This window comes from Terribacillus saccharophilus, from assembly GCF_002272745.1.
GTDB lineage: Bacteria > Bacillota > Bacilli > Bacillales > Amphibacillaceae > Terribacillus > Terribacillus saccharophilus_B.
Genome location: NZ_NPBD01000003.1, coordinates 26272 through 50894, shown reverse-complemented (window position 1 = coordinate 50894; position 24623 = coordinate 26272). Strand labels below are relative to the sequence as shown.

The 24623-nt window shown below is 39.1% G+C and carries 26 protein-coding genes, 1 pseudogene and 1 riboswitch; of the genes and pseudogenes, 20 read left to right on the top strand and 7 right to left on the bottom strand.

Translation table 11 applies throughout. The annotated features are described in order from the left end of the window. Positions 1-243 precede the first annotated feature (243 nt). The 5 genes from CHH58_RS06245 to CHH58_RS06225 all read left to right on the top strand — a co-directional run bounded on the left by CHH58_RS06245 (position 244) and on the right by CHH58_RS06225 (position 5796). The gene (locus CHH58_RS06245) at positions 244-1608 is read left to right on the top strand and encodes an amino acid permease (protein WP_095226705.1); all 1365 of its coding nucleotides are present in this window, start codon (positions 244-246) and stop codon (positions 1606-1608) included. A gap of 274 nt (positions 1609-1882) precedes the next feature. Then, positions 1883-2944 carry an iron-siderophore ABC transporter substrate-binding protein gene (locus tag CHH58_RS06240; protein WP_095262200.1) on the top strand — a complete coding sequence of 354 codons (1062 nt, stop codon included), beginning with the start codon at positions 1883-1885 and terminating at the stop codon, positions 2942-2944. Positions 2945-2993: 49 nt separating this feature from the next. Further along, positions 2994-3965, top strand: coding sequence for a FecCD family ABC transporter permease (locus CHH58_RS06235; RefSeq protein ID WP_430980828.1), 972 nt, complete (start codon positions 2994-2996; stop codon positions 3963-3965). Continuing rightward, positions 3962-4993: a FecCD family ABC transporter permease gene (locus tag CHH58_RS06230; RefSeq protein WP_095226708.1), complete on the top strand. Its 1032-nt coding sequence runs from the start codon at positions 3962-3964 to the stop codon at positions 4991-4993. The genes CHH58_RS06235 and CHH58_RS06230 overlap by 4 nt, the downstream gene beginning before the upstream one ends. Beyond that, positions 4993-5796 (top strand): ABC transporter ATP-binding protein, encoded by an 804-nt coding sequence (locus CHH58_RS06225; protein ID WP_095262198.1) that lies wholly within the window; start codon positions 4993-4995, stop codon positions 5794-5796. Before CHH58_RS06230 ends, CHH58_RS06225 begins: the two co-directional genes overlap by 1 nt. A 125-nt stretch (positions 5797-5921) precedes the next feature. Here the strand turns inward: CHH58_RS06225 and CHH58_RS06220 are convergent. Next, a pseudogene (locus CHH58_RS06220) lies at positions 5922-6164 on the bottom strand (IS3 family transposase); the annotation flags it as partial. Positions 6165-6335: 171 nt separating this feature from the next. On the opposite strand from CHH58_RS06220, the gene CHH58_RS06215 reads away from it, so the two are divergent. Beyond that, the gene (locus CHH58_RS06215; protein WP_249275053.1) at positions 6336-7184 is read left to right on the top strand and encodes an STAS domain-containing protein; all 849 of its coding nucleotides are present in this window, start codon (positions 6336-6338) and stop codon (positions 7182-7184) included. Positions 7185-7536: 352 nt separating this feature from the next. Here CHH58_RS06215 and CHH58_RS06210 read toward each other — a convergent pair whose 3' ends face one another. Then, entirely contained in the window at positions 7537-8517 is a 981-nt protein-coding gene (locus CHH58_RS06210; RefSeq protein WP_095262197.1) for an aldo/keto reductase, read from the bottom strand. A gap of 183 nt (positions 8518-8700) precedes the next feature. On the opposite strand from CHH58_RS06210, the gene CHH58_RS06205 reads away from it, so the two are divergent. Next, on the top strand, positions 8701-9597 hold the full coding sequence (locus CHH58_RS06205; RefSeq protein ID WP_095262196.1) for an AraC family transcriptional regulator: 897 nt from the start codon (positions 8701-8703) through the stop codon (positions 9595-9597). A 60-nt stretch (positions 9598-9657) separates the two neighbouring features. Here the strand turns inward: CHH58_RS06205 and CHH58_RS06200 are convergent, their stop codons facing one another. Then, entirely contained in the window at positions 9658-10404 is a 747-nt protein-coding gene (locus CHH58_RS06200) for an SDR family oxidoreductase (protein ID WP_095226713.1), read from the bottom strand. Positions 10405-10603: 199 nt separating this feature from the next. Then, positions 10604-11020, bottom strand: coding sequence for a MerR family transcriptional regulator (locus tag CHH58_RS06195; RefSeq protein ID WP_095226714.1), 417 nt, complete (start codon positions 11018-11020; stop codon positions 10604-10606). Positions 11021-11277: 257 nt separating this feature from the next. On the opposite strand from CHH58_RS06195, the gene CHH58_RS06190 reads away from it, so the two are divergent. From CHH58_RS06190 to CHH58_RS06175, 4 genes are all read left to right on the top strand, one after another. Beyond that, complete coding sequence (locus tag CHH58_RS06190) at positions 11278-12318, top strand: NAD(P)-dependent alcohol dehydrogenase (protein WP_095226715.1); 1041 nt, start codon at positions 11278-11280, stop codon at positions 12316-12318. 161 nt (positions 12319-12479) lie between these two features. Then, a complete protein-coding gene (locus CHH58_RS06185; protein ID WP_095262195.1) occupies positions 12480-12737 on the top strand; it encodes an HPr family phosphocarrier protein in 258 nt (85 codons plus the stop codon). A 213-nt stretch (positions 12738-12950) separates the two neighbouring features. Continuing rightward, positions 12951-13550 (top strand): histidine phosphatase family protein, encoded by a 600-nt coding sequence (locus CHH58_RS06180; protein ID WP_095226717.1) that lies wholly within the window; start codon positions 12951-12953, stop codon positions 13548-13550. A gap of 204 nt (positions 13551-13754) precedes the next feature. Then, positions 13755-14606 (top strand): aldo/keto reductase, encoded by an 852-nt coding sequence (locus CHH58_RS06175; RefSeq protein ID WP_095262194.1) that lies wholly within the window; start codon positions 13755-13757, stop codon positions 14604-14606. Between the two features lie 253 nt (positions 14607-14859). On the opposite strand, the gene CHH58_RS06170 is transcribed toward CHH58_RS06175, so the two are convergent. Beyond that, on the bottom strand, positions 14860-15498 hold the full coding sequence (locus CHH58_RS06170; protein WP_095262193.1) for a DUF1349 domain-containing protein: 639 nt from the start codon (positions 15496-15498) through the stop codon (positions 14860-14862). 157 nt (positions 15499-15655) lie between these two features. After that, positions 15656-15752: riboswitch (guanidine-I (ykkC/yxkD leader) on the top strand. 67 nt (positions 15753-15819) lie between these two features. Here CHH58_RS06170 and CHH58_RS06165 point away from each other — a divergent pair. The 7 genes from CHH58_RS06165 (at position 15820) to CHH58_RS06135 (ending at position 20892) form a co-directional block, all read left to right on the top strand. Continuing rightward, positions 15820-16158: a DMT family transporter gene (locus CHH58_RS06165; protein WP_095262192.1), complete on the top strand. Its 339-nt coding sequence runs from the start codon at positions 15820-15822 to the stop codon at positions 16156-16158. After that, positions 16158-16472 (top strand): DMT family transporter, encoded by a 315-nt coding sequence (locus CHH58_RS06160; protein ID WP_095226721.1) that lies wholly within the window; start codon positions 16158-16160, stop codon positions 16470-16472. Before CHH58_RS06165 ends, CHH58_RS06160 begins: the two co-directional genes overlap by 1 nt. A 178-nt stretch (positions 16473-16650) precedes the next feature. Then, on the top strand, positions 16651-17502 hold the full coding sequence (locus CHH58_RS06155; RefSeq protein WP_095226722.1) for a MurR/RpiR family transcriptional regulator: 852 nt from the start codon (positions 16651-16653) through the stop codon (positions 17500-17502). Positions 17503-17648: 146 nt separating this feature from the next. Next, entirely contained in the window at positions 17649-18320 is a 672-nt protein-coding gene (locus CHH58_RS06150; RefSeq protein ID WP_095226723.1) for an RraA family protein, read from the top strand. Between the two features lie 12 nt (positions 18321-18332). Next, positions 18333-19226, top strand: coding sequence for a DUF1932 domain-containing protein (locus CHH58_RS06145; RefSeq protein ID WP_095262191.1), 894 nt, complete (start codon positions 18333-18335; stop codon positions 19224-19226). Positions 19227-19274: 48 nt separating this feature from the next. Next, on the top strand, positions 19275-20618 hold the full coding sequence (locus tag CHH58_RS06140) for a TRAP transporter large permease subunit (protein ID WP_095262190.1): 1344 nt from the start codon (positions 19275-19277) through the stop codon (positions 20616-20618). 19 nt (positions 20619-20637) lie between these two features. Further along, positions 20638-20892 (top strand): hypothetical protein, encoded by a 255-nt coding sequence (locus tag CHH58_RS06135; protein WP_249275052.1) that lies wholly within the window; start codon positions 20638-20640, stop codon positions 20890-20892. A gap of 89 nt (positions 20893-20981) precedes the next feature. Here the strand turns inward: CHH58_RS06135 and clpP are convergent, their stop codons facing one another. Both clpP and CHH58_RS06125 read right to left on the bottom strand, forming a co-directional pair. Then, positions 20982-21563: an ATP-dependent Clp endopeptidase proteolytic subunit ClpP gene (gene clpP / locus CHH58_RS06130; protein WP_095226726.1), complete on the bottom strand. Its 582-nt coding sequence runs from the start codon at positions 21561-21563 to the stop codon at positions 20982-20984. A gap of 81 nt (positions 21564-21644) precedes the next feature. Further along, entirely contained in the window at positions 21645-22283 is a 639-nt protein-coding gene (locus CHH58_RS06125; protein ID WP_095226727.1) for a sigma factor-like helix-turn-helix DNA-binding protein, read from the bottom strand. Positions 22284-22509: 226 nt separating this feature from the next. Here CHH58_RS06125 and CHH58_RS06120 point away from each other — a divergent pair, with 226 nt between their 5' ends. Together CHH58_RS06120 and liaF are read left to right on the top strand one after the other, a co-directional pair. After that, the gene (locus CHH58_RS06120) at positions 22510-23775 is read left to right on the top strand and encodes an MFS transporter (protein WP_095262189.1); all 1266 of its coding nucleotides are present in this window, start codon (positions 22510-22512) and stop codon (positions 23773-23775) included. 14 nt (positions 23776-23789) lie between these two features. Next, complete coding sequence (gene liaF / locus CHH58_RS06115; protein ID WP_095226729.1) at positions 23790-24566, top strand: cell wall-active antibiotics response protein LiaF; 777 nt, start codon at positions 23790-23792, stop codon at positions 24564-24566. Positions 24567-24623: the final 57 nt, after the last annotated feature.

Sequence of the window (24623 nt, the reverse complement as noted above, 5' to 3'; positions counted from 1 at the left end):
TTTCTTCTTCGAACCTTTTGGTGAGGGGAAGACGGTGAAGAGCCGTTATTAGAATTGAGACATTGACATATTAGGTATGTCGATAATTAGGGTGGTACCGCGTAAAATCACGTCCCTGCTGATACTTTTTCAGCAGGGACGTTTTGTTTTTTAGGCAGTTAAGGAGGTGGTTAACCATGGATGATGACTATTACTATACAAAATTAATCAGAACAAGATTTGTTATAGAAAGAGGAGAAGAAAATGAGTCAGAATGGTTTGCGGAAAGAGCTTTTACCTAGGCATGTACAGTTTTTAGCACTAGCGGGTATGATCGGTACCGGTATTTTCAAAGGGAGCGGCGAGACATTAGGGATTGCCGGACCAGGAGTAGTTGTTTCGTACTTACTTGGCGGAGCATTGTTGCTGATTGTAATGGTTGCTTTAGCTGAAATGGCAGTTGTGTACCCAAATCATAATGTGCAGCATTTAGTTCATAAGGCGTTCGGTTTTCATATATCCTTCATCGTTGGATGGCTGTACTGGATAAACTGGACACTGGTAACGGTTGTAGAAATCCTAGCGGCGGGTTCCTTTCTACAGTTTTGGTTTTCTGATACACCGCTTTGGCTCTTGAGCGCAATTTGTGCAGCACTTATCATTGGAATAAACAGTCTACAAGTTAAATTCTACGGAGAAATGGAATTTTGGTTTGCCAGCATTAAAATTATCGCTCTTGTACTATTTATCGTATTAGGCGGAGCAGTTTTATTAGGATTAACGGATTTTTCTCCAGATACACCAACACAGCATCTATTCGGTCATGGCGGTTTCTTCCCAAATGGGATACAAGGAGTATTCGCAGCCTGTTTGATTGTTATGTTCTCATTTGGAGGATCTGAGTTAATCGGGGTAGCTATATCTGAAACAAAAGATGTGAAAAAGGTATTGCCTAAAGTAATCAAAGGTGTCGTTTGGCGTGTATTGCTGTTTTACATTGCGCCTATCACAATCATTGCCGGACTTATCCCTTGGAATCAAGTTGCCGGAACGGAAAGTCCATTCATCCAAGTCATGGATGCAATCGGAATACCGGGAGTAGCGCACGTCATGAATTTCATTTTATTGACAGCAGTTTTGTCTGCTGCTAACTCTGGTATGTTTGCCACTTCGAGAACGATGTTTTCATTGGCTGAAAAAGGAGAGGCACCAAAACTGTTGACGAAGACTTCCAAATCAGGTGCGCCAATTAACGCTATCTCGTTGAATGGTCTGTTTTTATTAATAGGTGCTGGATTAGCATACTTTGCTCCAGATAGTATCATAGGTACGATGATGACCATTCCTGGATTCACTATGCTGCTGCTTTGGCTGAGCATTTGCGCAGCGCAGCTGAAATTACGGCCGGAATATGCTGAAATGCCACATTTTAAAATGAAGCTGTTTCCTGCGACGACAATTGTCGGAATTGGAGGGCTGGGCATCATATTGCTAGGGTCAACATTCAGTAAAGGCATTTCAGTCGGAACAGTTGTTTGTTTTACAGCTTTAGCAGTACTTATTGTACTGGCTCTGATTATGGGACGGAAAAAAAGAGAAGAAGCAACCAGATTTAAAAATGCTCAATAAATGTATCGGCATTCTCTAAGAGTCACTTTATGTGACTCTTTTTTTAATCTGTTTTTTCGAAAAGGAGACAAAATGCGGCAATTTTCACCAAATAGTCTAAAAAGTCGTAAAAAAACCTTGATTAACTAATATAACTAATTGTATCATTGATAATGAGAACCAATATCAATTAGAAAGGGCTAACTATTACATAATTTCTTAACGAAAGAGTTCATAACTCGAGTAAGCTAGTCTTGCACTAATAGATTGTATATATAAAAGGAGAGAAAAACAAATGGTCAAAAAGCATAAATCGATATTAAAGATGGCAATCTTTTCGGCATTGTTCCTACTAGTTCTTTCAGCATGTTCCAGTCAATCTAACTCAGGTGAGAATACTGAAGGAAGCAATTCATCTGGCGGAGATTCTGCTTCATCTGAAGGTTATCCTATCACGATTGAACATGCTTTCGGGGAAACGGTTATCGAATCTAAGCCTGAACGTGTAGCAACTGTACAATGGGGTAACCAAGATGTTGCGCTTGCACTTGGTGTTGTGCCAGTTGGTTTTTCTGCTGCGAACTTCGGTGTGCAGGACGACAGCGGTCTGCTTCCTTGGACAGCAGAAAAATTAGAAGAGTTAGGTGAAAATAATCCCAATGTATTTCAAGATACAGATGGACTAGATTTTGAGGCTATTGCAGATTCACAACCAGAGGTCATTCTTGCGGCTTATTCTGGCCTTACAGAAGAGGATTATAATACGCTAAGCGAGATCGCGCCTGTGGTAGCTTATCCGACTTCTCCTTGGACAACGTCATGGCGTGATCAAGTAACAATGAATGCAAAAGGTATGGGAATGGAAGCAGAAGGCGAGCAGCTGATTGCTGATACGGAGAGTACAATTGAAGAAAAAGTAAACGAGCACCCTGAAATCAAAGGCAAAAAGGTTGCTTGGGTCAACTTCTCAGCAACAGATCTATCCGAGTTTCATCTATATACACCAGCTGATTCCCGAGTTGCTTTCTTAGAAGAAATGGGAATGGAATATCCTGAAAGTATTTCTGATTTAATTGAAGATGATGCTGCTTACTCACTAAACCTGAGTGCAGAGAATGCAGACGTCCTTAATGATGTTGATATAATTATTGGATACGGTGATGACAGCACGTATGAAGCGGTTAAAAACGATGCACGTTTAGGTCAGATTAAAGCGATTCAGAATGGTTCTGTGGTATTCATCGCTAATAACTCTGATCTAGCAGCAGCTGGAACTCCTAATCCGCTTGCGATTGAGTATACAATTGATAACTATGTAACTCAGATTGACGATGCTTTAAGTAACAATGAACAGTAATGTAGCAAAGAGGCCAGTGGGACATAAACGTAGCTACTACGCAGCCATTATGATTATTTTCTTCCTATTGCTGTGTGTTAGTATAGTTGCTTCATTGGTTTTCGGATCAAGATCTGTGACGTTAGATGACTTAATGGCAGGATTGTTTTTATCCAGCTCAGATTCTTACGCTGCAGCTGTTGTCAGCGAAAGAATACCTCGAACGGTATTTAGTTTGCTATGCGGAGGAGCGCTAGGTGTGTCTGGCGCTCTCATGCAAGCAGTAACCCGAAATCCACTGGCCGATCCCAGTATATTAGGAGTTAACACAGGTGCATCGTTATTTGTCGTTATAGGTATAGCATTTTTTAATATCAGCACAGCTGGTCAGTATATTTGGCTTTCAATAGTAGGAGCAATTCTTACAGCTATCATTGTATACGGAATTGGTTCAATGGGGCGTACTGGCAATACGCCTCTTAAGCTTGTACTGGCTGGTGCTGCAACAAGTGCAATATTATCTTCCCTGATCAGTGCTATCATGCTTCCTCGATCTTTTGTGATGGATCAATTCAGGTTCTGGCAAGTAGGAAGTGTGGGTGCTGCAAATTGGGATTTCATTGTAATTTTTTTGCCGTTTTTAGCTTCTGGAATCCTTCTGGCATTCATAATGGCACCATCGCTTAATGCGTTGTTGCTTGGGGATGAAATTGCAACAGGTCAAGGGGTTCGTACTGGATTATTGACATTACTATCTGCATTTACCGGAGTCATTTTGTGCGGAGCGGTAACAGCATTGGCTGGTCCTATTGGCTTTATTGGTTTGCTGGCGACACATTTGATGCGGCTCATCTTTGGTCCGGATTTACGTCTTATTATACCTATGTCAGCCATTTCAGGTGCTGCCATACTAACGATTGCTGATGTACTTGGCAGATTAATAGGGAGTCCTGGTGAAGTAGAAGCCGGGATTATAACCGCTTTTATTGGTGCTCCAGTATTAATACTGCTCGCAACTAAATTGAAAGTGCGGTCACTATGATAAACAGTTCAACAATTCTTATTAAACAAGGCAGACAACGTCGATTCAGAAAATGGCTGGTCATTAACATCCTCCTGGCAGCACTTGCTGTTGGACTTTGTATGGCCATGCTTCTTTTAGGTAACACAATCTATCCAATTTCAGAGGTTATTCAAGTGCTTATGGGTGAAAGAATCCCAGGAGCTTATTTTGCTGTCAATACTATAAGGCTCCCTAGGATGATAGCTGGTCTTTTTGCCGGCTTGGCTTTTGGAATGGGAGGACATATATTCCAAACAATGCTGCGGAATCCCCTCGCTAATCCGGATGTACTGGGGATTACTACTGGTTCCAGTGCGGCAGCTTTGTTCAGTATACTTATCCTTCAAACGAGTACTACGGTTGTCTCTTTAGCTTCGGTAATTGCAGGACTTGTTACAGTCTTACTCATTTACTTGTTATCATCAGGCAGTCATTTTTCCATTGGCCGGCTTATACTGATTGGAATCGGTATTCAGGCAGCTCTTGGCGCTGTTATTTCTTATCTTTTAATGGTTGGCAGCCAACAAGACTTGCCTGCAGCACTTCGATGGTTAAGCGGCAGTCTAAACGGCGCTAAAATGGAAACTTTATTACCGCTTATTTGTACAGTAGTAATTTTCGCTCCAGTATTAATTATTTTAGGAAAGCATTTAGACATATTAGAACTCGGAGAAGAGTCTGCATTATCACTTGGATTGAGTACAAACAAAATCAGGCTGATTCTCATACTGAGTGCTGTACTCATGATAGCTTTTGCAACTGCAACAACCGGTCCAATAGCGTTCGTTGCTTTCCTTTCTGGCCCGATTGCGAAAAGATTAGTAGGGACTGGGTTTTCAAATGTCCTGCCAGCGGGTCTTATAGGCATAAACCTAGTTCTTGGGGCAGATCTGATAGGACAATTTGCTTTTGAAGTCAGATATCCGGTTGGTATAATAACAGGATTAGTTGGGGCGCCATATTTGCTTTATTTACTTATAAGGATGAATCGAAAGGGATATTTATGATGAAATCAACTCACAAACTTCAAACAGAGCAAATTGTTGCCGGTTATGAAAGTAAAAAAATCCTTCACGGGATTGATGTTGTTATTCCCAACAATCAGATTAACGTCATTATTGGTCCTAACGCATGCGGTAAATCAACTTTGCTGAAGACGATGGCAAGACTGATCAAGCCAATAGCTGGAGATGTCATTTTAGATGGAAAATCAATTCACAAAATTCCTCCGAAGAAACTTGCAAAAGTATTAGGAGTGCTGCCTCAGTCACCGATCGCACCTGAAGGTATTTCAGTGGCTGATTTAGTCGGCAGAGGCAGATTCCCGCATCAATCATTGTTAAGCGGATGGTCAGAGAAGGATTATCAAGCGGTCGAGGAAGCAATGGATATGATGGGAATTACAGAGCTTGCTAACAGACATTTAGATGAACTGTCTGGCGGCCAAAGACAGCGCGTTTGGATTGCTATGGCATTGGCTCAACAGACGGATATACTGTTCCTGGATGAACCAACAACCTTTCTGGATATAACGTATCAAGTAGAGATTTTGGACCTGCTTACAGATCTTAATAGGAAATACGGTACGACGATTGTAATGGTTCTCCATGATATCAATCTTGCTGCTCGCTATGCTGATTATATTTTTGCTCTTCGAAAAGGCGAACTGATAGCCGAAGGACGGCCATCCGAGATCATTACGGATGAATTGATTAAAGAAATATTTGAGCTAAATTGTACTGTAATTGAGGATCCCGTTTCTAAATCTCCAATGATAATACCGCGGGGACGTTACCACGTTTGTAGTTAAATTAATTCTTTCTTAATAGTTATTAAGTCAAAGTGTTCAGTTCAGTAAAGCGGTACTCTAACAGATTAATTAAAAAAGTAGCACGCATAGTGAAGTGACCTCAAAAAGTTAGACATGTTATTTCATTAGGCAGCACTCTGGGAATGATTCCGGTATTTTACCGTAATCATTCCTTTTAATTTTGTTTTTATTCGCTTATTATTGTAGTAATCAATGTATTCCTCAAGCTTTTCCTGAAATTGCTCCATATTTGTTAAATCGGTTATGTAAAGGAATTCCGACTTCATAATGCCGAAGAAGTTTTCGGCAACTGCGTTATCGTAACAGTTACCTTATCGAAACATACTTTGGGTGACTCCTTGCTCTTTCGGGAAAGTTTTTCAATGCATATTCTCACCAGGTATAATAATCTTAATATTCAGATTAAATACATTCTACAATAAGGACGATTATTATTATTAAATTATAATAAATAGGTATCTGTTATATCACGTGGTAAAATAAGGTGTTGAGCATATATAGACTAAGGAGATAAAGTAATGGCGATCGAAAAAAAACTGCAAATAGCAGCAGATAAAGATTTACATGAATTTCTTTGTGACAATATAGATAAATTGAATGATGAATGGTTTGCTGGACTTACAAAGGCAGAAGGGGTTTATGGTTCTGATGATCAAGCAGTAATAGACGTTTTAAAAGAACAAAATAAAGACTTCCATGTGCGTTTTTGTGAGTTGTTTGATCCTGAAAGTCCTTTATCTTACGAATTATTCGAAGAATGGATAGTGGAGATATCCAAGGATGAGCAGCATTTAATAACGCCAATTGATGATATAATAGATGAATTCAATCGAACGGAATCATTGTATTTAGAGCTATTAGAAGACTTTGTAGCAGAACATGATTTATGTGGTAAGGAAACACTTAGTTATACGAGGAAGATAACAAGCGCTTTTAATCAGATTATTGTCTGGTTTACTAGAGAGAATGCAAAACAAGCTGAATTTAAATTAGCTGCTCAGCAAGCAATGATCTTGGAGCTAAGTACACCAGTTATATCATTAACTCCAGAAGTTGCGCTGCTGCCCCTAGTAGGGGATATTGATACGAATAGGGCTAAGTATATGATGGATAATGTTCTATCGCAATGTGCGAAGTTGGGAGTAGAGTACTTATTCATCGACATGTCAGGTGTGGTAATTATTGATACAATGGTTGCTCACCGTATATTTAATATAGTCAACTCTTTGAAGTTGCTTGGTGTAGAAACTATTTTGTCTGGAATAAGACCTGAAATAGCACAGACTGCAACGCAATTAGGAATTGGTTTTGATGTTAAAACTACACATTCTTTGAAAGCAGCCGTCGATCGATTTATATTGAAGTGAGACAGAAAGAAACTCTCCATTTTCGTAATGAAAAATGGAGAGTTATTTTTTTGCTTTATATTGAATTGCTTCATTTAAAAGTGCTATGTCTTGTGTAATATGTTTTTTTATAGATTCATCTGGGCATCTGTCGAAATCATGCATTAATCTGGCTAGCTCCCTATAAATTAATTTCTTTTCATTTAAGTACACGTCATTGCTGTCCCCCTCAACTAAACTACTTTGCCCGATATTTCATTATCTTAAACCTTTATTTCTAATTGAGGGAAACATTACATATTCAAGTACGGATAAAAATAAAACAACTCAATCTGATCTTAAAAAAGATTGAGTTGCTGCATTCTTCGATAATTCAATTGGGTCCCACTACAGAATGCGGTACATAGGCTTCTTCGAGAAAAGCAATATCTTCAGTAGTTAACTTAACTGATAGAGAGCCTACAGCATCTTCGAGATGGGATATTTTAGTAGCACCTATAATTGGTGCTGCTATTGTTTCTTTTGATAGCAGCCAAGCAAGTGCGACATGGATACGAGGGACATCATGTTTTTCCGATATCGCTGCTACTCGTTCTGCAACTAATCGGTCTGCATCAGCAGTTGCATCGTATTTGGCGCTTTGAATTTGATCCGTCTTAGAACGATGTGTTGTTTCCGTCCAATCACGTGTCAATCTTCCTGATGCAAGCGGGCTGTAAGGAGTCACTCCAATTTTTTCTTCTTTACAGAGAGGCAGCATCTCCCGCTCTTCTTCACGGTAGAGAAGGTTGTAGTGATTCTGCATCGATACAAAGCGTGTCCAATTATTTTTCTCTGCTACGTGTAATGCTTTTTGGAATTGCCAAGCATACATGGCAGAGGCGCCAATATATCTTGTCTTTCCAGCTTTCACCACATCATGCAATGCTTCCATTGTTTCCTCAATAGGGGTATTGTAGTCCCAGCGATGGATGATATAAAGGTCTATATAATCTGTACCTAGTCTCTTAAGGCTTTTATCAATTTCACTCATGATGGCTTTTCGGGAAAGACCCGCACCATTAGGACCTTGATGCATACGTCCATGGATCTTTGTTGCCAGCACAACCTCGTCTCGATTGGCATAATCCTTTAAAGCACGTCCTAGGAATTCTTCACTGGTTCCCATTGAATACACATTTGCAGTATCAAAGAAATTGATTCCAAGTTCAAGTGCTTTTTTAATGATAGAGCGACTCTGCTCTTCATCAAGTACCCATTGATGAATCCATTTTTCTGCTTCACCAAAACTCATACAGCCAAGACAAAATCTAGATACATCCAAACCTGTATTTCCTAGTTTTACATATTCCATTTATAAGATCCTCCCTTTATCGCTCGTTCATTGTAACCTCTTTCATTGTCTCATAAATTCTATATAGACTATAAACTCATTCGTCTCAAATCTTTGCCTAATACTATCAAAGACCTTTCTAGATGAAAGAATATGAATTAAAATAAACTCAACTAAACTAAAACGAGAGAAGACGAATAAGAGATGATCAGTGATTTTGACAAGCAACAAGAACTAGGCAAGCTTATTAGTAAGTATACAGATTTAGACGGTGTTCATCCTACATCTATAGAATCGTTATTTCTTATCCGTGAATCCACTATCAGTGAACCTGTCGCTAGAGTTAACGAAATTTCTTTTTGCATTATTGTCCAAGGAGAAAAGGAAGTATTGCTGGGTGAGGAATGCTTTAAATATGGACCGGGTAATTTTATTGTGGCATCAGTGGAACTGCCAGTAACCGGGCAAGTAATTAATGCCTCATATGATTTTCCCTATTTGGCCCTCAAACTTGAATTTACGCCGAAGGATATATTAGAGGTTTTAGATGAAACTGGTATACGATCTGGAAAGAGGCAAGATACGAAAAGAGCCATGTTTATCGGTGAGTCAGAGCCCTCTTTATTAGATGCGGTAATTAGGTTAGCTAGTTTGTTAGACAAACAAAAGCATATTCCAATACTAGCCCCACTATATAAGAAAGAAATATTGTATTGGGTTTTGCAAGGTCCAAATGGAAATGCGCTGCAACAAATGGCTGTAGTAGGCAGTAATGCTATGAGAATTAGAGATGTAATTGAATATATCATTAGTGACTTTGAAAAGTCATTTCGAATAGAAGATTTAGCGGATATAGCGAATATGAGTGTGTCTTCACTTCATCGACATTTTAAAGAGGTGACTGCTATGAGTCCGATTCAGTTTCAAAAGCAGTTGAGATTGCAGGAAGCCAGGCGTTTGTTATTGGCGGAGTTACCCGATATAGCTGATGTCGCTTTCCGAGTGGGGTATGAAAGTCAATCACAATTCACTCGCGAATATGCCCGGATGTTTGGTTTTTCACCTAGAGCAGATATAAAGAGACTTAGAGAAGAAAATTGAACAGGCTGCCGAGACTTTCTCGACAACCTGTTTTATTTTGCCTGGTTAAGCCTATTTAACTTACCAAGGTTGACTTGTTGGTCCAACTGTAAACTCATTGATATTAGTGTCTTCGGGCTGATCCATCGCGAACGCTACAATATTGGCAACTCGATCCGGTGTAATACCATATTGTTCGTACATTGCAGTCATACCTTCAGAAACATTTTTATCTGTAATTGTATCGAGTAATTCTGTGTTAATTGCTGCTGGATAAATAGTCGCCGTGCGGATGTTTGTGCCTTCTTGAGCAGATTCCATACGCAGCACTTCCATCAAATCACGGACAGCCCACTTTGTTGCACCATATACTGCACCGCCTGGGTAAGCTTTAAGTCCAGCGACTGATGAAGTAGTAATGATATGTCCAGACTTTTGAGTTGTAAAGGTCGGCAGTACTGCTGCGATGCCATTTAATACACCTTTAATGTTAACGTCGATCATACTGTTCCATTCATCCGTTTTCAATTGGGAAAGTGGTGAATTAGGCATTAATCCTGCGTTTAAGAAAATAACATCAACACCACCAAAAGTGTCCTTTGCTAAATGAACAAGTTGCTGACTATCATCAGGATTAACCACATCTGTGACGCGATAAGCAGCTTGACCGCCAGATTTTTGAATTTCTTCAGTCAATGCTTTAAGTTTATCTTCACGGCGAGCTCCTAAAACAACTTTAGCTCCTTGGCTAGCCAATAATTTTGCAGTTGCTTCACCAATTCCAGATGAAGCTCCAGTAATGATAACTACCTTGTTTTCGATTGTCATATCTATTCCTCCCTTGTGAATACGTTGAGTCTACACCCTAGAGTCAACTCTAAAGCAAGAGAGAAGTTTAATGTTTTTTTGAGAGCGATGACTAGCTAATCTTACAACAACTGCGACTAATGGGGTTTACTCCATCTAAATGAATGGTCATAAAAAGAGCCATCTGTATATTTAACTAAAATACATAGGGCTCTTTCTATTAGGTAGTAACTGGAATTTCAATCTTATCGTTTTTATGAATATCTTCAGTTCCAGCTTCTAAGGCGGTTTTGTAATAGTAGCATTTATGTTCTATGAGTTTCATTGTTTCTTCAAGTTCTTTCATCTGTTTTTCCACCACAGATTTTCGTTCCATAAACATGTCGAATCTTTGCTGCAAAGTGATATCTCCAGCAGTACACCAGTCAATGAAGGTCTTTATTTCCTTTATTGGCATACCAGTGGATTTCAAACATTCAATTATGTTTAAAGCGGCAATATCGGATTCTTTAAACAAACGTTGGCCGCTTGCTGTACGTTCAACAAAAGGCATAAGTCCTTCCTTGTCATAATAACGCAAGGTGTATGCTGTGACATTTAATTCTTTTGCTACTTCACTGATAGAATATGTCTTCATCGTATCTCTCCTTTTCTATATTTAGATAGACTTCGAGTTCACTCTATGAATAGGAAGGATTCTATCATAGGATTGGCTGAACGTCAAAATGAAGAAGCGATCTTCAATGATTAAATAAATATAAATTGATGTAAATATTTAACCATATACTTGACTTAGAGTTGACTCTAAAGATTACAATTGTTTGCAAGAGAAGAAAGGATGGAATTTGTCCATCTGTATTCTCTCAAAAAATATACTTATTGGAGGATTCTTAAATGGTAATCGCTAAAGCACGAGCTGTTGACGGTCCAGATAAATCTTTTCGAGCTGCAGAAATTAAAAGACGTGATCTTGATTTACAAGATGTTTTAATAGAAATTAAATATGCTGGTATTTGCCACTCTGACATACATACTGCTCATGGCGAGTGGGGAGCAGTAAACTATCCGCTTGTTCCTGGACATGAAATTGCCGGAATCGTTACAGAGGTTGGTTCCGAAGTTACGAAGTATAAGGTCGGTGACCGAGTAGGTGTCGGATGCATGGTTGACTCATGCGGAGAATGTGAGAATTGCGTAAAAGGTGAAGAGCAATATTGTCATAAAGGAAATATTCCTACTTACGCTGGCGTGGATAAATACGGTGAACCTACGCAAGGCGGCTATTCTTCTCATATCGTCGTAACGGAAGAATTCGTTGTAAGTATCCCTGATAATATTGAACTTGATGCTGCAGCTCCATTACTTTGCGCTGGTATTACGACATTTTCTCCACTAAACCACTGGGGAGCAGGACCAGGTAAAAAAATTGCAGTTGTTGGTTTAGGCGGTCTAGGCCATATGGCTGTCAAGATTGCACATGCTATGGGTGCAGAAGTGACTGTTCTTTCCCAATCATTGAAGAAAAAAGAAGATGGTTTAGAATTTGGAGCAAGCAACTACTATGCCACAAGCGATCCAGAAACATTCGACAAGCTTGCGGGATCCTTTGACTTAATCATTAACACAGTAAGTGCAAAGATTGATCTGAATGCATATCTTTCTTTACTGAATCTTGATGGTACTATGGTTAATGTCGGCGCTCCAGCTGATCCGTTGTCATTAAACGTGATGTCTCTCATCGGTCATCGTCGCTCGTTTGCAGGTTCCTTGATAGGAGGTATTCGTGAGACACAAGAAATGTTAGATTTCTGTGCAGAACACAATATTGCTCCGGAAATTGAAGTGATAGCTGCTGACCAAATCGACGAAGCATATGAACGCGTTCTTGCTTCAGATGTAAAGTATCGCTTTGTTATTGATAATAGTACGTTGTAACATTTGTAACCTCCATTCATCCAGGATGTCCCAATATTTAGTTTTAGGGCATCCTTTTCTCATAAGCTATCTTTCAAATAAATTAGTGTGTCAGCCCGGAAAAAATCAACTTGTTTGTTAGTATATAAACTAACGGAAATTTCCTAAGGAAGGTGGAAATTATGTTAGTAACAAAGTTAACGGTGAAAATTCATAGAGGACTGCAAGCAAGAAACACTGCATTATTTGTTGATAAAGCAAGCTCATTTACTAGTGATGTGATTCTTACTAAAAGCGGAATATCCAGTGATGGTAAAAAGATCATGAGAGTTATGGATTTGAACATCAAGGATGGGGATGAAATCATGCTGATGGTAAATGGGTGTGATGAACATGTAACTTTTAAAGTGTTAAAGAGTTTCCTTATGAATCAATTATAAGAGCATAGTATTACGAAAGCTAATACAAAAAGAACGATTCGAAAACTAAGTGAGGTAATCGAAGCGTTCTTTTTTGATGTTTAAGAACTTATTACCGCAGTCAAGAGGTCTCTATCTAATTTAATATCCTGGACTATGAAATGCTGCATTTTTGGCATTTGTTGTTCTCATTCAAAATAAGGATATATTTAACAATGGATGAGGAGGATACAGATGAAAAAGACATTGTATCTAATGAGACATGGGCAAACATTATTTAACCAAAGAAAAAAGGTGCAAGGCTGGTGTGACTCACCACTGACAGAATTAGGAGTTAAACAAGCAGAGACTGCTGGAAGGTATTTTAAAGAACGTAATATTATCTTCGACCACGCCTACTGTTCAACATCAGAAAGAGCAAGTGACACATTGGAATTAGTTACGGATATTCCTTATAAAAGATTAAAAGGACTAAAGGAATGGAATTTCGGTACTTTTGAAGGAGAAAGTGAAGATTTGAATCCGCCACTTCCTTATAATGATTTTTTTGTGAAGTATGGAGGAGAGGATCAAAAAGAATTACAGGAAAGAGTTGCTGCTGCCTGTGAAAGAATAATGGAGGAAGGCAATAGGGTTGTTCTAGCTGTATCTCATGGTGGGGCTTGCAGGAACTTTATGAGGTACTGGGAACATAAAAGTACCATCGTGCAACAAGAAAGAATCGGGAACTGCTGCATTTTAAAGTTTGAATACGAGAACAAAGAATTTAAACTGGTTGAGATCATTAATCATGATTTTAACGACTTAATAAAAGGAGCTAAAGTAGTTTCTTAATCTTAATGTTATAAATGAAAACCAAAAGACACTCATGTAGGTGTCTTTTGGTTTTTTATATACCTCCAATGAATTCTCGTGAGAGGATTAGGCAGTTATCTGACATGAATGAGCTACCGGGTTATTAATAAACTAATGCATAATAAGGGGTATGGGTGGTGAAAAAGCACCTAAGAAACAAAGTTTAAGCTAGGAGGATGTTATATGCAAAATACAATCTTAAACAATGGTGTAGAAATGCCAATCCTAGGATTTGGAGTATTTCAAATTCAAGATGAAAATGAATGTGAGCAAGCCGTATATGAAGCTATTAATGCTGGTTATCGTCTAATTGATACAGCAGCATCTTATCTAAATGAAGAAGCAGTGGGAAGAGCAATCAAACGGAGTGGTGTAGCAAGGGAAGAGTTATTTATTACCACAAAACTTTGGGTGCAGGATACTGGTTATGAGAGCACAAAGAAAGCATTCGCTAAATCCTTGGAAAGATTACAATTGGATTATATAGATTTATACCTGATTCATCAGCCATTTGGGGATGTGCATGGATCATGGCGTGCAATGGAGGAACTGTACAAAGAAGGTAAAGTAAAAGCTATAGGAGTTAGTAACTTTCAGCCTGACCGTTTAATCGATTTGATCCTTCACAATGAAGTCGTTCCAGCAGTAAATCAGGTTGAAACGCACCCTTTCTGCCAGCAAACAGAAAGTCATAAATTTATGGAGGATAACAACGTTCAAATAGAGTCATGGGGACCATTTGCTGAAGGTAAAAATGATATGTTCCAGAATGAAATCTTATCATCAATAGCCGAACAACATAGAAAGTCTGTTGCCCAGGTTATTCTTCGTTGGTTAACACAACGAGGTGTAGTTGCCATTCCGAAGTCAGTTCGTAAGGAAAGAATCATCGAGAACTTCGATATCTTTGATTTTAAACTAACTGAAGAAGACATTATAAAAATTACTGAATTAGACACGAAACAAAGTTTGTTCTTTTCACACCGCGATCCAGAAATGGTGAAAGGAATCAGCACAAGGATACTTGATATTTAAGTGACTTCTACAAATTAAAGTTTGAAGAAGGGTTACGCTTGTGTCAGTAAAAGCCGCTTTCTATTAGGAAACGGCTTTTACTTTATTCTCATTTTGTGCATAGTCCTTTGTTTGCAGCAGGAATAAAAAAGTAAAGCAGACTAAGGCGTTATGTAGCACAAAAAAAGACTGCACATAGTTCGTTTGCAATCTTTTTTACATTCTTTTTTATCAGGCGCTCCACACTATGACACGAGAATACAATTAAAGTTGATTATAAGTAAGCTTCGTTTGGATCAGAAGAAAGCTCTTCGATAGTAAGAAAATCAAACCGTACAGTTTGATCCTTTCCTTGAGGACTACATGCGAATAATCCAGCTGAGATTGGAGCATCAGCGGAAATGTCCAAATGAGCAATGCGCATTTGCATCCATTCTTCACCATCCCAGGAGAAATCCATATAGCAATTTTGATTAATCCTTGATATCCGAAAGTATAAATCGATTTCTTTATCCTTTACGTATTGAGTTGACCAATCAGAGAATCCTTGATTTGTAACTACGACACCTAACTTACTTAAACTAGCTGTAATATATTCTAAAGAACTTTTCACCCATACATCCTTTGAATAGCGGATCATCAATCCTGCATGGTCATACTTTGAATTAGGTTGAGCTTTCACCTTAGTGGTCATTCTAAAGTTCTTTTCTGTTTTCAAATAAAGAAAATGCCCGTTGTCATTTTCAAAGCCATAATGTGTTTTTTGCCAGAAATCTGTTTCCGGATCTGTTTTTAAAACTAATTGAGAGTTCTGTTTATCAACAAACCATGTTTGAGGTTCATAACGCCATTGGAGTAAGCTATTTAATTCTTCACTTTCAAATTTTTCTCCTAAAAGCACTGGTTTCGCCACTTGAATCCCTCCAATTTCTATATTTCATTACCATTATACTTTTTGTGTCATGCTCTAAGAATAGGGCAATATACTTCTTTAACTGAATACATCACAATTTTCTTTTATGACTTGATTTGTAAAGAGAGACCTTATACAATGTAGTGAATTGAATATTGAAAATGTTTTCTAGGGTTCCGCAGCTGCAGCTGGTCTGGTCCGAGAGAAAACTCACAGTATTCACTGTGTCACGGAAGGATAAAAGCCTGGGAGAAACTGTTTAACAGTTACTCTCAGGCTTTTTTTCTTTTCAAGGACATACTAAATACGGAGGTGGGAAAATTGAACAAACATTGGTTCATGGTTATTGTGGCAGCAGTATTTGAAGTCTTGTGGGTTATTGGATTAAAACATGCAACTGGTTCTTTGGAATGGATTGGAACTATAATGGCGATCTTGATTAGCTTCTACCTGATGATAAGAGCCGGGCGCTATATACCGGTTGGAACGGTTTATGCTGTATTTGTAGGGTTGGGAACAGCGGGTACCTTTTTCTCGGAGATTCTCTTCTTTGGACAGCCATTCGTTCTTAATAAGTTCTTGTTGGTAGCTCTATTACTTGCAGGTGTAATTGGTCTGAAACTTGTTACGAAAGATAAAGAAGCAGAGGGGGCAGAGTAATGGCGTGGACATTCTTAATTTTGGCTGGATTGTTTGAGATGTTTGGTGTAGCAATGATAAGTAAACTGCATAAGGATAAAAGCTGGAAACCAGTAGCCCTACTGATTCTTGGATTTGGAGCAAGTTTTCTTTTTCTTTCCATTGCGATGGAGAGCTTACCAATGGGCACAGCCTATGCCGTTTGGACGGGGATTGGAGCATCAGGCGGTGCGATAATTGGAATGTTATTCTTTAATGAATCTAAGGATTGGAAACGAATCTTGTTTATCGCTATGGTATTGGGAGCAGCGGTAGGATTAAAGCTAGTCTCATAAAAAAGGCATCTTCAAATGGGTATCATACCAATTTGGAGATGCCTTTTTTCTCAAGTATTATGATAATCTCTTATTTTTCAAGCAGAATCCCACTTTGGGAAAATTTTAAAAAAGTGTTATCATAAATAATAATGACGATTGATCTCATTTCTATATCTCTGCAGGAGTAGGTGATACATTGGATGACCTTATTCAAAGATTACAAACCAAAGCATTTGAATTAACAGAAGCACAGCGAAGGATTGCTGATTATGTTGTACAAAACCCTATGGAAGTTGCATTTCTTACAGTTGATAAATTAGCCTCAACGGTAGGTACAAGTACAGCTACTATTATGAGATTTTCTGCAGCAGTAGGCTATTCAGGTTTTTCAGAACTACAGAAAGAACTCCAAGCAAACATGAAGCATAAAGCTGCTCCTCAAACTAGGTTAGAAGCCAATTTAAAAGATGCTAATAAAAGTGAACTATTGCAGCAGCACGTTGAATTACAATTAGATAATATCCAATATTCCTTAGACAATATTGCTGAGGATACATTACAAGAAATTATAAAAAAGATAGCAGCATCAGATAACATTATATGCACAAGTGTGCGAAGCGGAAGACCAGTAGGAGAATACATATCTTTTGGGATAAATAGGATTTTAGGGAATTGCAGGTATATTGATGCGGATAAAAGTGAATGGGTTGATGAATCTATCGGTCTTACTTCGTCAGATTTAATAATAGCGGTGAGTTATCCACGATATGCTGAACGAATCGCAAATATGTTAGAAGTAGCCAAGTCCTGCGGTGCTGAAATCATCTTGATAACGGATAGTTATTCTTCACCAATGACAAAGTACGCTGATTTCATTTTACCTTGTTCTTCAGCAAGTGCAGCTTCACATAATTCCATAGTGTCAGCCATTTTTATCGTTGACTATATTCTAAGTGCTTTACCTATCAATTATCCTGAAATAACCAAGCCTAGACTTGATAAAATCAATGAAATTCTTACAAAAATGAGTTATCACACAAAACGTTAATTGTGCGGTAACTTATTTTTATTTTGAAAATTTCTTATGAAAGCGCTTTACTGTGATGGGATAAAGTGGTATGATCACAGCATCAAGGTAATAAACGTTACCTTAAATAATTTTATAGTAATATACATTACGTAGGGGGATTAGATATGGAAGGCGTACCGTTATTACCAATTGAACTCATCGAGCGAGCAAAAAAGTTAAATACTACGCTTCTTGCTGATGTTATGGGTTGTACAGGTTCTATGGATTACCGTATCAAACCAGTAAACTCTGGTATGGAATTTGTAGGAACAGCAATGACAGTAAGTTTAAGACCCGGAGATAATTTATTTCTTCATCAAGCTATCTATTCAGCAAAGAGGGGACATGTTTTGGTAGTCGATGGAAAAGGTCACACAAATAATGCTTACTTAGGAGAACTTATGGCTAGTTCAGCCCAAGTCATCGGAGTAGAAGGTATTGTGATTGATGGTCTTGTAAGGGATAAAAAAGCACTGGAAGAGTTGAAATTTCCTATTTACAGTAAAGGCTTTAATCCAAATGGTCCTTTCAAAGATGGTCCGGGAAAAATAAACGAAGTCATATCTTGCGGGGGTATCCGTGTTGCGCCAGGTGATTTAGTTGTAGCAGATGATGATGGTGTAGTTGTCGTACCGGTCAATAAAATCGACGAAGTGCTTCGTATGGCGTCAGAAAAATTGTCATATGAAAAAAAACGTCTGGAAGCAATTGCACAGTATTCTCATCAGGAACACCCTGACCCAATGTCTTTAGCACCGAAATGGTTAGAAAGCAAAATGAAACAATACCAAGATTAGGGGATGAGAGCTATGAAATTAGGTTTTGTTGGGTTTGGAGAAGCTGCTTATGAAATGGCATCTGGATTGCATAGTGAAGGCATCGATAGATTCTATGCATTTGATCCGCTTTTAGATGAACCGAATCTTTCTAAACGTATAAGAGATAGAGCTTCCAAAGCAAATGTAGAGCTATTGGCTAGCGCTAATGAAGTTTTGGATTTATGTACGATTGTTATCGCTGCAGTGCCTGCCAACAAGACGTTAGAAGCAGCGCGATCACTAACCAATAGTTTTAAGGATAATTTAGTTTATGTGGATGTATCTGCCGCTACCCCTGATATAAAAAAACAGGTAGCCAGTGTAGTAGAGGATGGAGGCTCTCTGTTTGTAGATGCAGCTATGCTTGGGCCATTACCAGTTTATAAACATAAGGTGCCAATCTCAGCAAGTGGAAACGGTACAGATTCATTTATAAAACAATTAGCTGGATACGGCATGCAAATCACTAAAATAAGCGACAATCCTGGTGATGCTTCAGCACTCAAACTAATAAGAAGCATCTATATGAAAGGTGTCGTTGGTTTGATGGTTGAATTTTTAGAAGCAGCCAAGACATATGGAGTAGAAGATACGGCCATTCACTCCATTAACGAAACAATGAATGCTAAGACTTTTGTTGAAACAATGAATCGACTTGTAACAGGAAGTGCACTCCATGCAAAAAGACGCGCGGTGGAATTGGGTGGTAGCATCGAGATGCTGCAAGAATCCAACTTAGATGCGGGCATGTCGATTGCTGCACAGAAGAAATTGGAACGTCTAGCTGATTTAAATATTTCTGAAAAATATAAAGGAAAAAAACCAGATACTTGGGAAGAAATCGTTGCATTGTTAATGAAGGAAGATGAGGTATATCACACCTAAAAATGTAAGCGTTTTAATAAAGAGAGAGCTGAAGGGGAGGGAGAACAAATGACGGGTTTTATCGCACTAGTAGTGTTTATAGGAGTTATTATCATCTGGAATGTAATAGTGAAGCGCAACATGGGGGAGGCGATGTTTCTAGGTTTCCTTGCCACTGTATTGTTTGGAGGAACAGAGGCACCAAGATTATTTTGGGACGGTTTAGTATTTGCTTCAACCTATGAAGTATTATACGCTGCTGTAGCCTTTGTTTTCATGGCATTCTTAGTTGATCGGCTCAACTTAATTCAAGCTCTTTTACGTATACTCAACTCACTTATTGGAAAACTGCCAGGTGGTGCAGCTTATATGAGTACGGTAGGTTCTGCTATTCTTGGCGCTCTTTCAGGATCCAATTCAGCGAATACCGCGACAACCGGATCAATCACTGCACAATGGATGATTAGATCTGGATGGAGCCGCGAGACGACTGCGACGATCCTGGCTGGAAATGGCGGTTTAGGCGCAGCATTACCACCGAATTCTTCCATGTTCATCATGCTTGGATTTGCACCGATAGGAGCTGTAGTGGCAGAGGGGGATCTGTATATTGCTCTTTTAATCGGAGGTGGTTACCAAGTTATCTACAGAATGATTTTAGTGTTCTTGCTAGTTAAGAAAAATGGTATCAAGGCTCTACCGTCGGAGGATATCCTTGGCTTCAGGGAAGCTCTTAAACAAGGGTGGAAATCTATCTTCATATTCTTAGGTGCATTGATTCCTATACTTGTTACTGTTGGTCCCCTTGCGGAAGCATTAGAGAACAATCCTAGAATTGGACCAGAGGCAATGGACGAGATCTCATTGATTACTTGGATACCTATTTTAATTATGCTCATCAGTTTAATAATCGGTCGGAAGAAAACACCTGGATCGCTGGCAAATTGGTCTAAAATGTTATCATCTGCTATTCCGCAATTTACAACAATTGGCGCACTCATGTTATTCGCAGTAGCTGCCAGTGAAGTCCTCTCGCAACTAGGACTTGCGAATGATCTCAGTCAAATTACTTCTTCACTTGATATACCAAAATGGCTGATGGTACTGATGGTAGGTATATTGGTTACATTAGTAGCAGGACCGCTATCCTCTACAGCCACACTTACTGCAGTTGGTTTAGTTTCATTTTCTGCTTTAACATCTGCCGGAGTAGACCCGTTGGTGGCAGTAGTAGCCATACTGGCATTTTCTTCAACTGAAGGTGCATCTCCTCCAGCTTCGGGGTCGATATTCATTGCATCCGGACTAGCAGGAGCAAGACCGGAAAAAACATTCATACCATTAATCTTATATTACATGCTGCCAATCGTAGGAATTGGCTGGCTAATCGGAATGGAGATACTGCCAGTATAAAAGGGATAGGGAGTTGGTAATGATGCGAAAGCTTGCAGAATTGTTGTTTAAAGTATTTCTTGTAGCATTCCTGGCATGCGGTACACTGCTTGTGTTCGGACAGATTCTGGGCTTAATCCTGCAAAATGGAGACCTTATCATCCAAAGTGCGGAATGGTTTAAAAATCCCACAATTATTTTGAGTGCAATATTCAGCCTCGTCGGTTTCTCATTGAACTACTTGCCGAATAAGAAAAATGTTAATGACCAAGATAAAAGTATGTCCGGCAGTTGATATAGCACAAAAAAGACCTGAGCTTTTAATGACTCAGGTCTTTTTATTTTTGGGGCTGAAAGAAAGACAGCCTTCAAATCGATAATTCCCTATTTCCGCAATAAAACCTGATCAATAATCCCGTAATCCTTCGCTTCCCTTGCACTCATAAAATAATCCCGGTCAGTATCGGCAGCTACTTTTTCGATAGGCTGTCCGGTAAATTCTGCAATCAATTGATTGATATGCTGCCTTTGTTTGATTATCCTCTTTGCAGTGATTTCAATATCGGCTGCCTGACCTCTTGCGCCTCCAAGCGGCTGGTGAATCATAATTTCACTATTTGGCAGAGCATATCTTTTCCCTGGCGTACCGGCAAGCAGCAGCATAGCGCCAAAAGAAGCGGCCATGCCTGTGCAAATTGTCTGCACATCCGGTTTGATAAACTGCATCGTATCGAGTATTGAAAAACCGGCTGAAATTGAACCTCCAGGACTATTGATGTACAGCGAAATATCCTTATCAGGATCGTCTGCTGCTAGAAATAACAGCTGCGCAACAATTGCGTTAGCCATACTATCGTTGATTTCTTCACTCACCATAATGATTCGATCTTTTAACAGTCTTGAGTAAATGTCATAAGATCGTTCTCCCATATTCGATTGCTCCACTACATAAGGTATTGCTGTCATTACTTACACTCTCCTTTCGTTATTCATAATTAGAACGAAAGGAGAGTTGTATACGATACGGGCAAAAAAATAACTGCAACCTTAGGCTGCAGCCATGTATAGATTCGAATTTGTTTGAAGGTAGGGCTTGGAAGTACGAAACACATTAGGGAGAATGCGAATTATTTCTGCTGGATCGCCTCTGTTGAGAGACAATTCTATCAGCTCAAAAAACTCTTCCTGTTCTAAGTTATCCCATGAACTCCACACGAGGGGATGTATCGTATCAACTTGAATATTTATGCGTCCCCGATGCAGGAGCGCTTTTACAGCTGATTCATTTAATTCAAGCAGATCTGCAATTTCGGCAGATTGATAATGAAAAGCTTCCTTTAAGACAAACACAATCAGCTGCTTTGGAGTAAGTTTTCGTAGTTGCTCCATTTGGTGCGCGTTGTCTTGTCTTTCAGCTAACGTTGTATCCTGAATCTCAGAAACAAGCTCTTCTTTCTTCTGTTTACGTATTCTGTCTATCCAGGCGTGATAAGCAATCTTTTTCAACAGACTAACAGGCGGGGGAAAGGTGTCTTCGGGATATTTTGTCAGCGTCTTTAAGACTGCCTCCTGCGTTATTTCTTCACTATCCCATTTATTCTTTGTCAGATACAAACAGTAATGCGATAACTTATCCAGTGTTTCCTCTATCTGTGATTGACGATCAACTTGTTTGGGCTGCTCCATTTTTTCACCCCTTTATTCCTTATACGTTTTTAACTTCTAGAAGGATACGGGTATTCATTTATTTTACTATAAGAAGATTTCTTGCAGGAAGCAACAACTTCAACAGTTTTGTCAGTCGGAAATGAGACTCCGCCTTAAGGCGGATACAAGTCCATTCTATAGATTGTTTTCCGGGTATTTCCATTTGTTTATACTTTAAATAACAAATGGAAAGAAGGTTGAAAGAATGATAGAAGAAGCAACAGAAAGCAAGTGGCAGCTGTTTCGCAATCGCAATTTCAGGCTCGTATTTATAAGCATGTTATTTTCTGCTCCAGGCTATTATGTGTACTTAATGGGAGCGGAGTGGCTGATGCTTTCCATTACGGATAATCGCTTTTATTTTGGGATGCTCTTTTTTGCAGCCTCAGTTCCTCGATTATTATTCATTGTTATTGGCGGTATAACTGCCGATCGTTTTTCTAAAAAAATAATTCTGCTCCTATCTGATGGCTCCAGGGCAATTTTGGTTGGAATCGTCATCGGGCTTTTGCTGACAGATATGCTGCAGCCTTGGCACTTGCTGGTTCTGTCTGCGCTGTTTGGTGTTTCTGATGCTTTTTCTTACCCGGCCGCAGGGTCGTTATTACCGGAAGTACTTAAACCGGAAAACCTGCAGCAAGGGAATGCAATGGTGCAGATGACGAATATGATCAGTCCTATTCTGGGACCAGCAATTGGCGGAAGTCTCATAGTGTTAGGTGGTTTTTCTGCAGTATTTACGCTTGCTATTCTCATGTTATGTGCAGCCACGCTGTCTATATCCTTGCTGCGGATCATTTCAAACCGTGAGGAATCTGCTGAAGTGAAGAAATCCCCGTTAGAAGATGTGAAAGCAGGTTTCCACTATGTAAAACATAACCCGCTGATCCGAACAATAATGACAGTAAGTTTCTTTATCAACTTCTTCCTTACAGGTCCTGTTTCATTATCTGTCGCACTGCTGGCAAAGGACGTGTTCCACACAAATGCATTAGGTCTGACAATTTTGGAAGGGGCATTAGGAATTGGATCTCTTGCAGCTGCTCTCAGTCTGGTATTACTAAAAAACTTAAAAAGTCCAGGTCATACTGTTATCTTCAGCTTAATCATCATGAGTGCATTTTTCATCCTCTACGGTTCTGCTCTTAATTTCTGGTCATCGGCTGCTGCTATTTTCGTTATTGGTATTTGTCTCCAATTCACCAATATTCCTATTTCAACTATGCTTCAGCAAACAACCGATCGGAGGATGATCGGCCGGGTGATGAGTATCATGGCACTGGCTTCGACAGGTCTTATTCCAGTGTCCTATATGGTTACATCAGCATTGCTAGGAATTGGTATCAGCATTCAGGTTCTATGTGTAACTGGTGGGATACTCGTGATGATTACTGGAATTTTATGCTTGCGGAACAAACAACTGACTGCATTTAACAGTTATAATAAAGTAGAGCAACAAGAAATGTTATAAGCAGGTGGGATAATATGAAACGAATATGGAGTAATCTTTTTGCAATCGGAATAATAGTGATCGGTCTAGTGCTGATCTTGTCTAACATAGGTGCAATTGATTGGAATTACAGTCAGAGCTGGCATTATCTCTACCCTGTATTTATCCTTTTATTAGGGCTGAAAATATTAATTGATTTCTTACGGGGAGAAGGAGGATTTTGGTTCGGCATATTTTGTATACTGTTTGGCGGACTGCTTATTCTTGATCGTTTTGAAGTACTTGCATTTGAATTTAAAGATGTGTTCAAGCTTTGGCCGCTTCTTATCATTTACTTTGGATTTAGTCTGCTTCGCTTTGGCAAGAAGGGAAAGAAACGTAAATCTAGTGTGAATATTGAATGGGAAGCTGGCAGTAAAAAAAAGAAGGACAAAAAAAAGTATAAGAAGAACCATAACTATGCAATAGGGGAGCATCGGTTTGAAAGTGAAGGTTGGATAGTAGAACCTACCCAGGTGAAGAATGCTGTAGGGGAATACTATATAGATTTTACGAAAGCACTTATCCCGAATGATGAAATACCATTCCATATTAAAGGCTGGGCCGGGGAAGTACGTATAATCCTACCCGATAACGTAGAATTTCGTTTAGAAGCATTGGTTAAGGCTGGAGAGATAAATGTTTTCGGAGAACTTTCAGAAGGCATCAACCGCAGCACGTATTATGAAACTCCAGATTATGCAGATGCGACCCGTAAGCTGGATATTTACGTCAACTATAAGGCCGGTCGAATACGAGTGGATCGGATTTGAGGTGGCAGTGATGCTAAAAAAACTTAATAGTATTCGATACTCATATATTAAAACTAA

Bases quoted from the DNA above. Each gene is read 5' to 3' on its own strand.
- CHH58_RS06245 (WP_095226705.1), top strand. From the start codon at position 244: ATGAGTCAGAATGGTTTGCGGAAAGAGCTTTTACCTAGGCATGTACAG.
- CHH58_RS06240 (WP_095262200.1), top strand. From the start codon at position 1,883: ATGGTCAAAAAGCATAAATCGATATTAAAGATGGCAATCTTTTCGGCA.
- CHH58_RS06235 (WP_430980828.1), top strand. From the start codon at position 2,994: ATGATTATTTTCTTCCTATTGCTGTGTGTTAGTATAGTTGCTTCATTG.
- CHH58_RS06230 (WP_095226708.1), top strand. From the start codon at position 3,962: ATGATAAACAGTTCAACAATTCTTATTAAACAAGGCAGACAACGTCGA.
- CHH58_RS06225 (WP_095262198.1), top strand. From the start codon at position 4,993: ATGAAATCAACTCACAAACTTCAAACAGAGCAAATTGTTGCCGGTTAT.
- CHH58_RS06215 (WP_249275053.1), top strand. From the start codon at position 6,336: ATGGCGATCGAAAAAAAACTGCAAATAGCAGCAGATAAAGATTTACAT.
- CHH58_RS06210 (WP_095262197.1), bottom strand. From the start codon at position 8,517: ATGGAATATGTAAAACTAGGAAATACAGGTTTGGATGTATCTAGATTT.
- CHH58_RS06205 (WP_095262196.1), top strand. From the start codon at position 8,701: ATGATCAGTGATTTTGACAAGCAACAAGAACTAGGCAAGCTTATTAGT.
- CHH58_RS06200 (WP_095226713.1), bottom strand. From the start codon at position 10,404: ATGACAATCGAAAACAAGGTAGTTATCATTACTGGAGCTTCATCTGGA.
- CHH58_RS06195 (WP_095226714.1), bottom strand. From the start codon at position 11,020: ATGAAGACATATTCTATCAGTGAAGTAGCAAAAGAATTAAATGTCACA.
- CHH58_RS06190 (WP_095226715.1), top strand. From the start codon at position 11,278: ATGGTAATCGCTAAAGCACGAGCTGTTGACGGTCCAGATAAATCTTTT.
- CHH58_RS06185 (WP_095262195.1), top strand. From the start codon at position 12,480: ATGTTAGTAACAAAGTTAACGGTGAAAATTCATAGAGGACTGCAAGCA.
- CHH58_RS06180 (WP_095226717.1), top strand. From the start codon at position 12,951: ATGAAAAAGACATTGTATCTAATGAGACATGGGCAAACATTATTTAAC.
- CHH58_RS06175 (WP_095262194.1), top strand. From the start codon at position 13,755: ATGCAAAATACAATCTTAAACAATGGTGTAGAAATGCCAATCCTAGGA.
- CHH58_RS06160 (WP_095226721.1), top strand. From the start codon at position 16,158: ATGGCGTGGACATTCTTAATTTTGGCTGGATTGTTTGAGATGTTTGGT.
- CHH58_RS06150 (WP_095226723.1), top strand. From the start codon at position 17,649: ATGGAAGGCGTACCGTTATTACCAATTGAACTCATCGAGCGAGCAAAA.
- CHH58_RS06145 (WP_095262191.1), top strand. From the start codon at position 18,333: ATGAAATTAGGTTTTGTTGGGTTTGGAGAAGCTGCTTATGAAATGGCA.
- CHH58_RS06140 (WP_095262190.1), top strand. From the start codon at position 19,275: ATGACGGGTTTTATCGCACTAGTAGTGTTTATAGGAGTTATTATCATC.
- CHH58_RS06135 (WP_249275052.1), top strand. From the start codon at position 20,638: ATGATGCGAAAGCTTGCAGAATTGTTGTTTAAAGTATTTCTTGTAGCA.
- clpP (WP_095226726.1), bottom strand. From the start codon at position 21,563: ATGACAGCAATACCTTATGTAGTGGAGCAATCGAATATGGGAGAACGA.
- CHH58_RS06125 (WP_095226727.1), bottom strand. From the start codon at position 22,283: ATGGAGCAGCCCAAACAAGTTGATCGTCAATCACAGATAGAGGAAACA.
- CHH58_RS06120 (WP_095262189.1), top strand. From the start codon at position 22,510: ATGATAGAAGAAGCAACAGAAAGCAAGTGGCAGCTGTTTCGCAATCGC.
- liaF (WP_095226729.1), top strand. From the start codon at position 23,790: ATGAAACGAATATGGAGTAATCTTTTTGCAATCGGAATAATAGTGATC.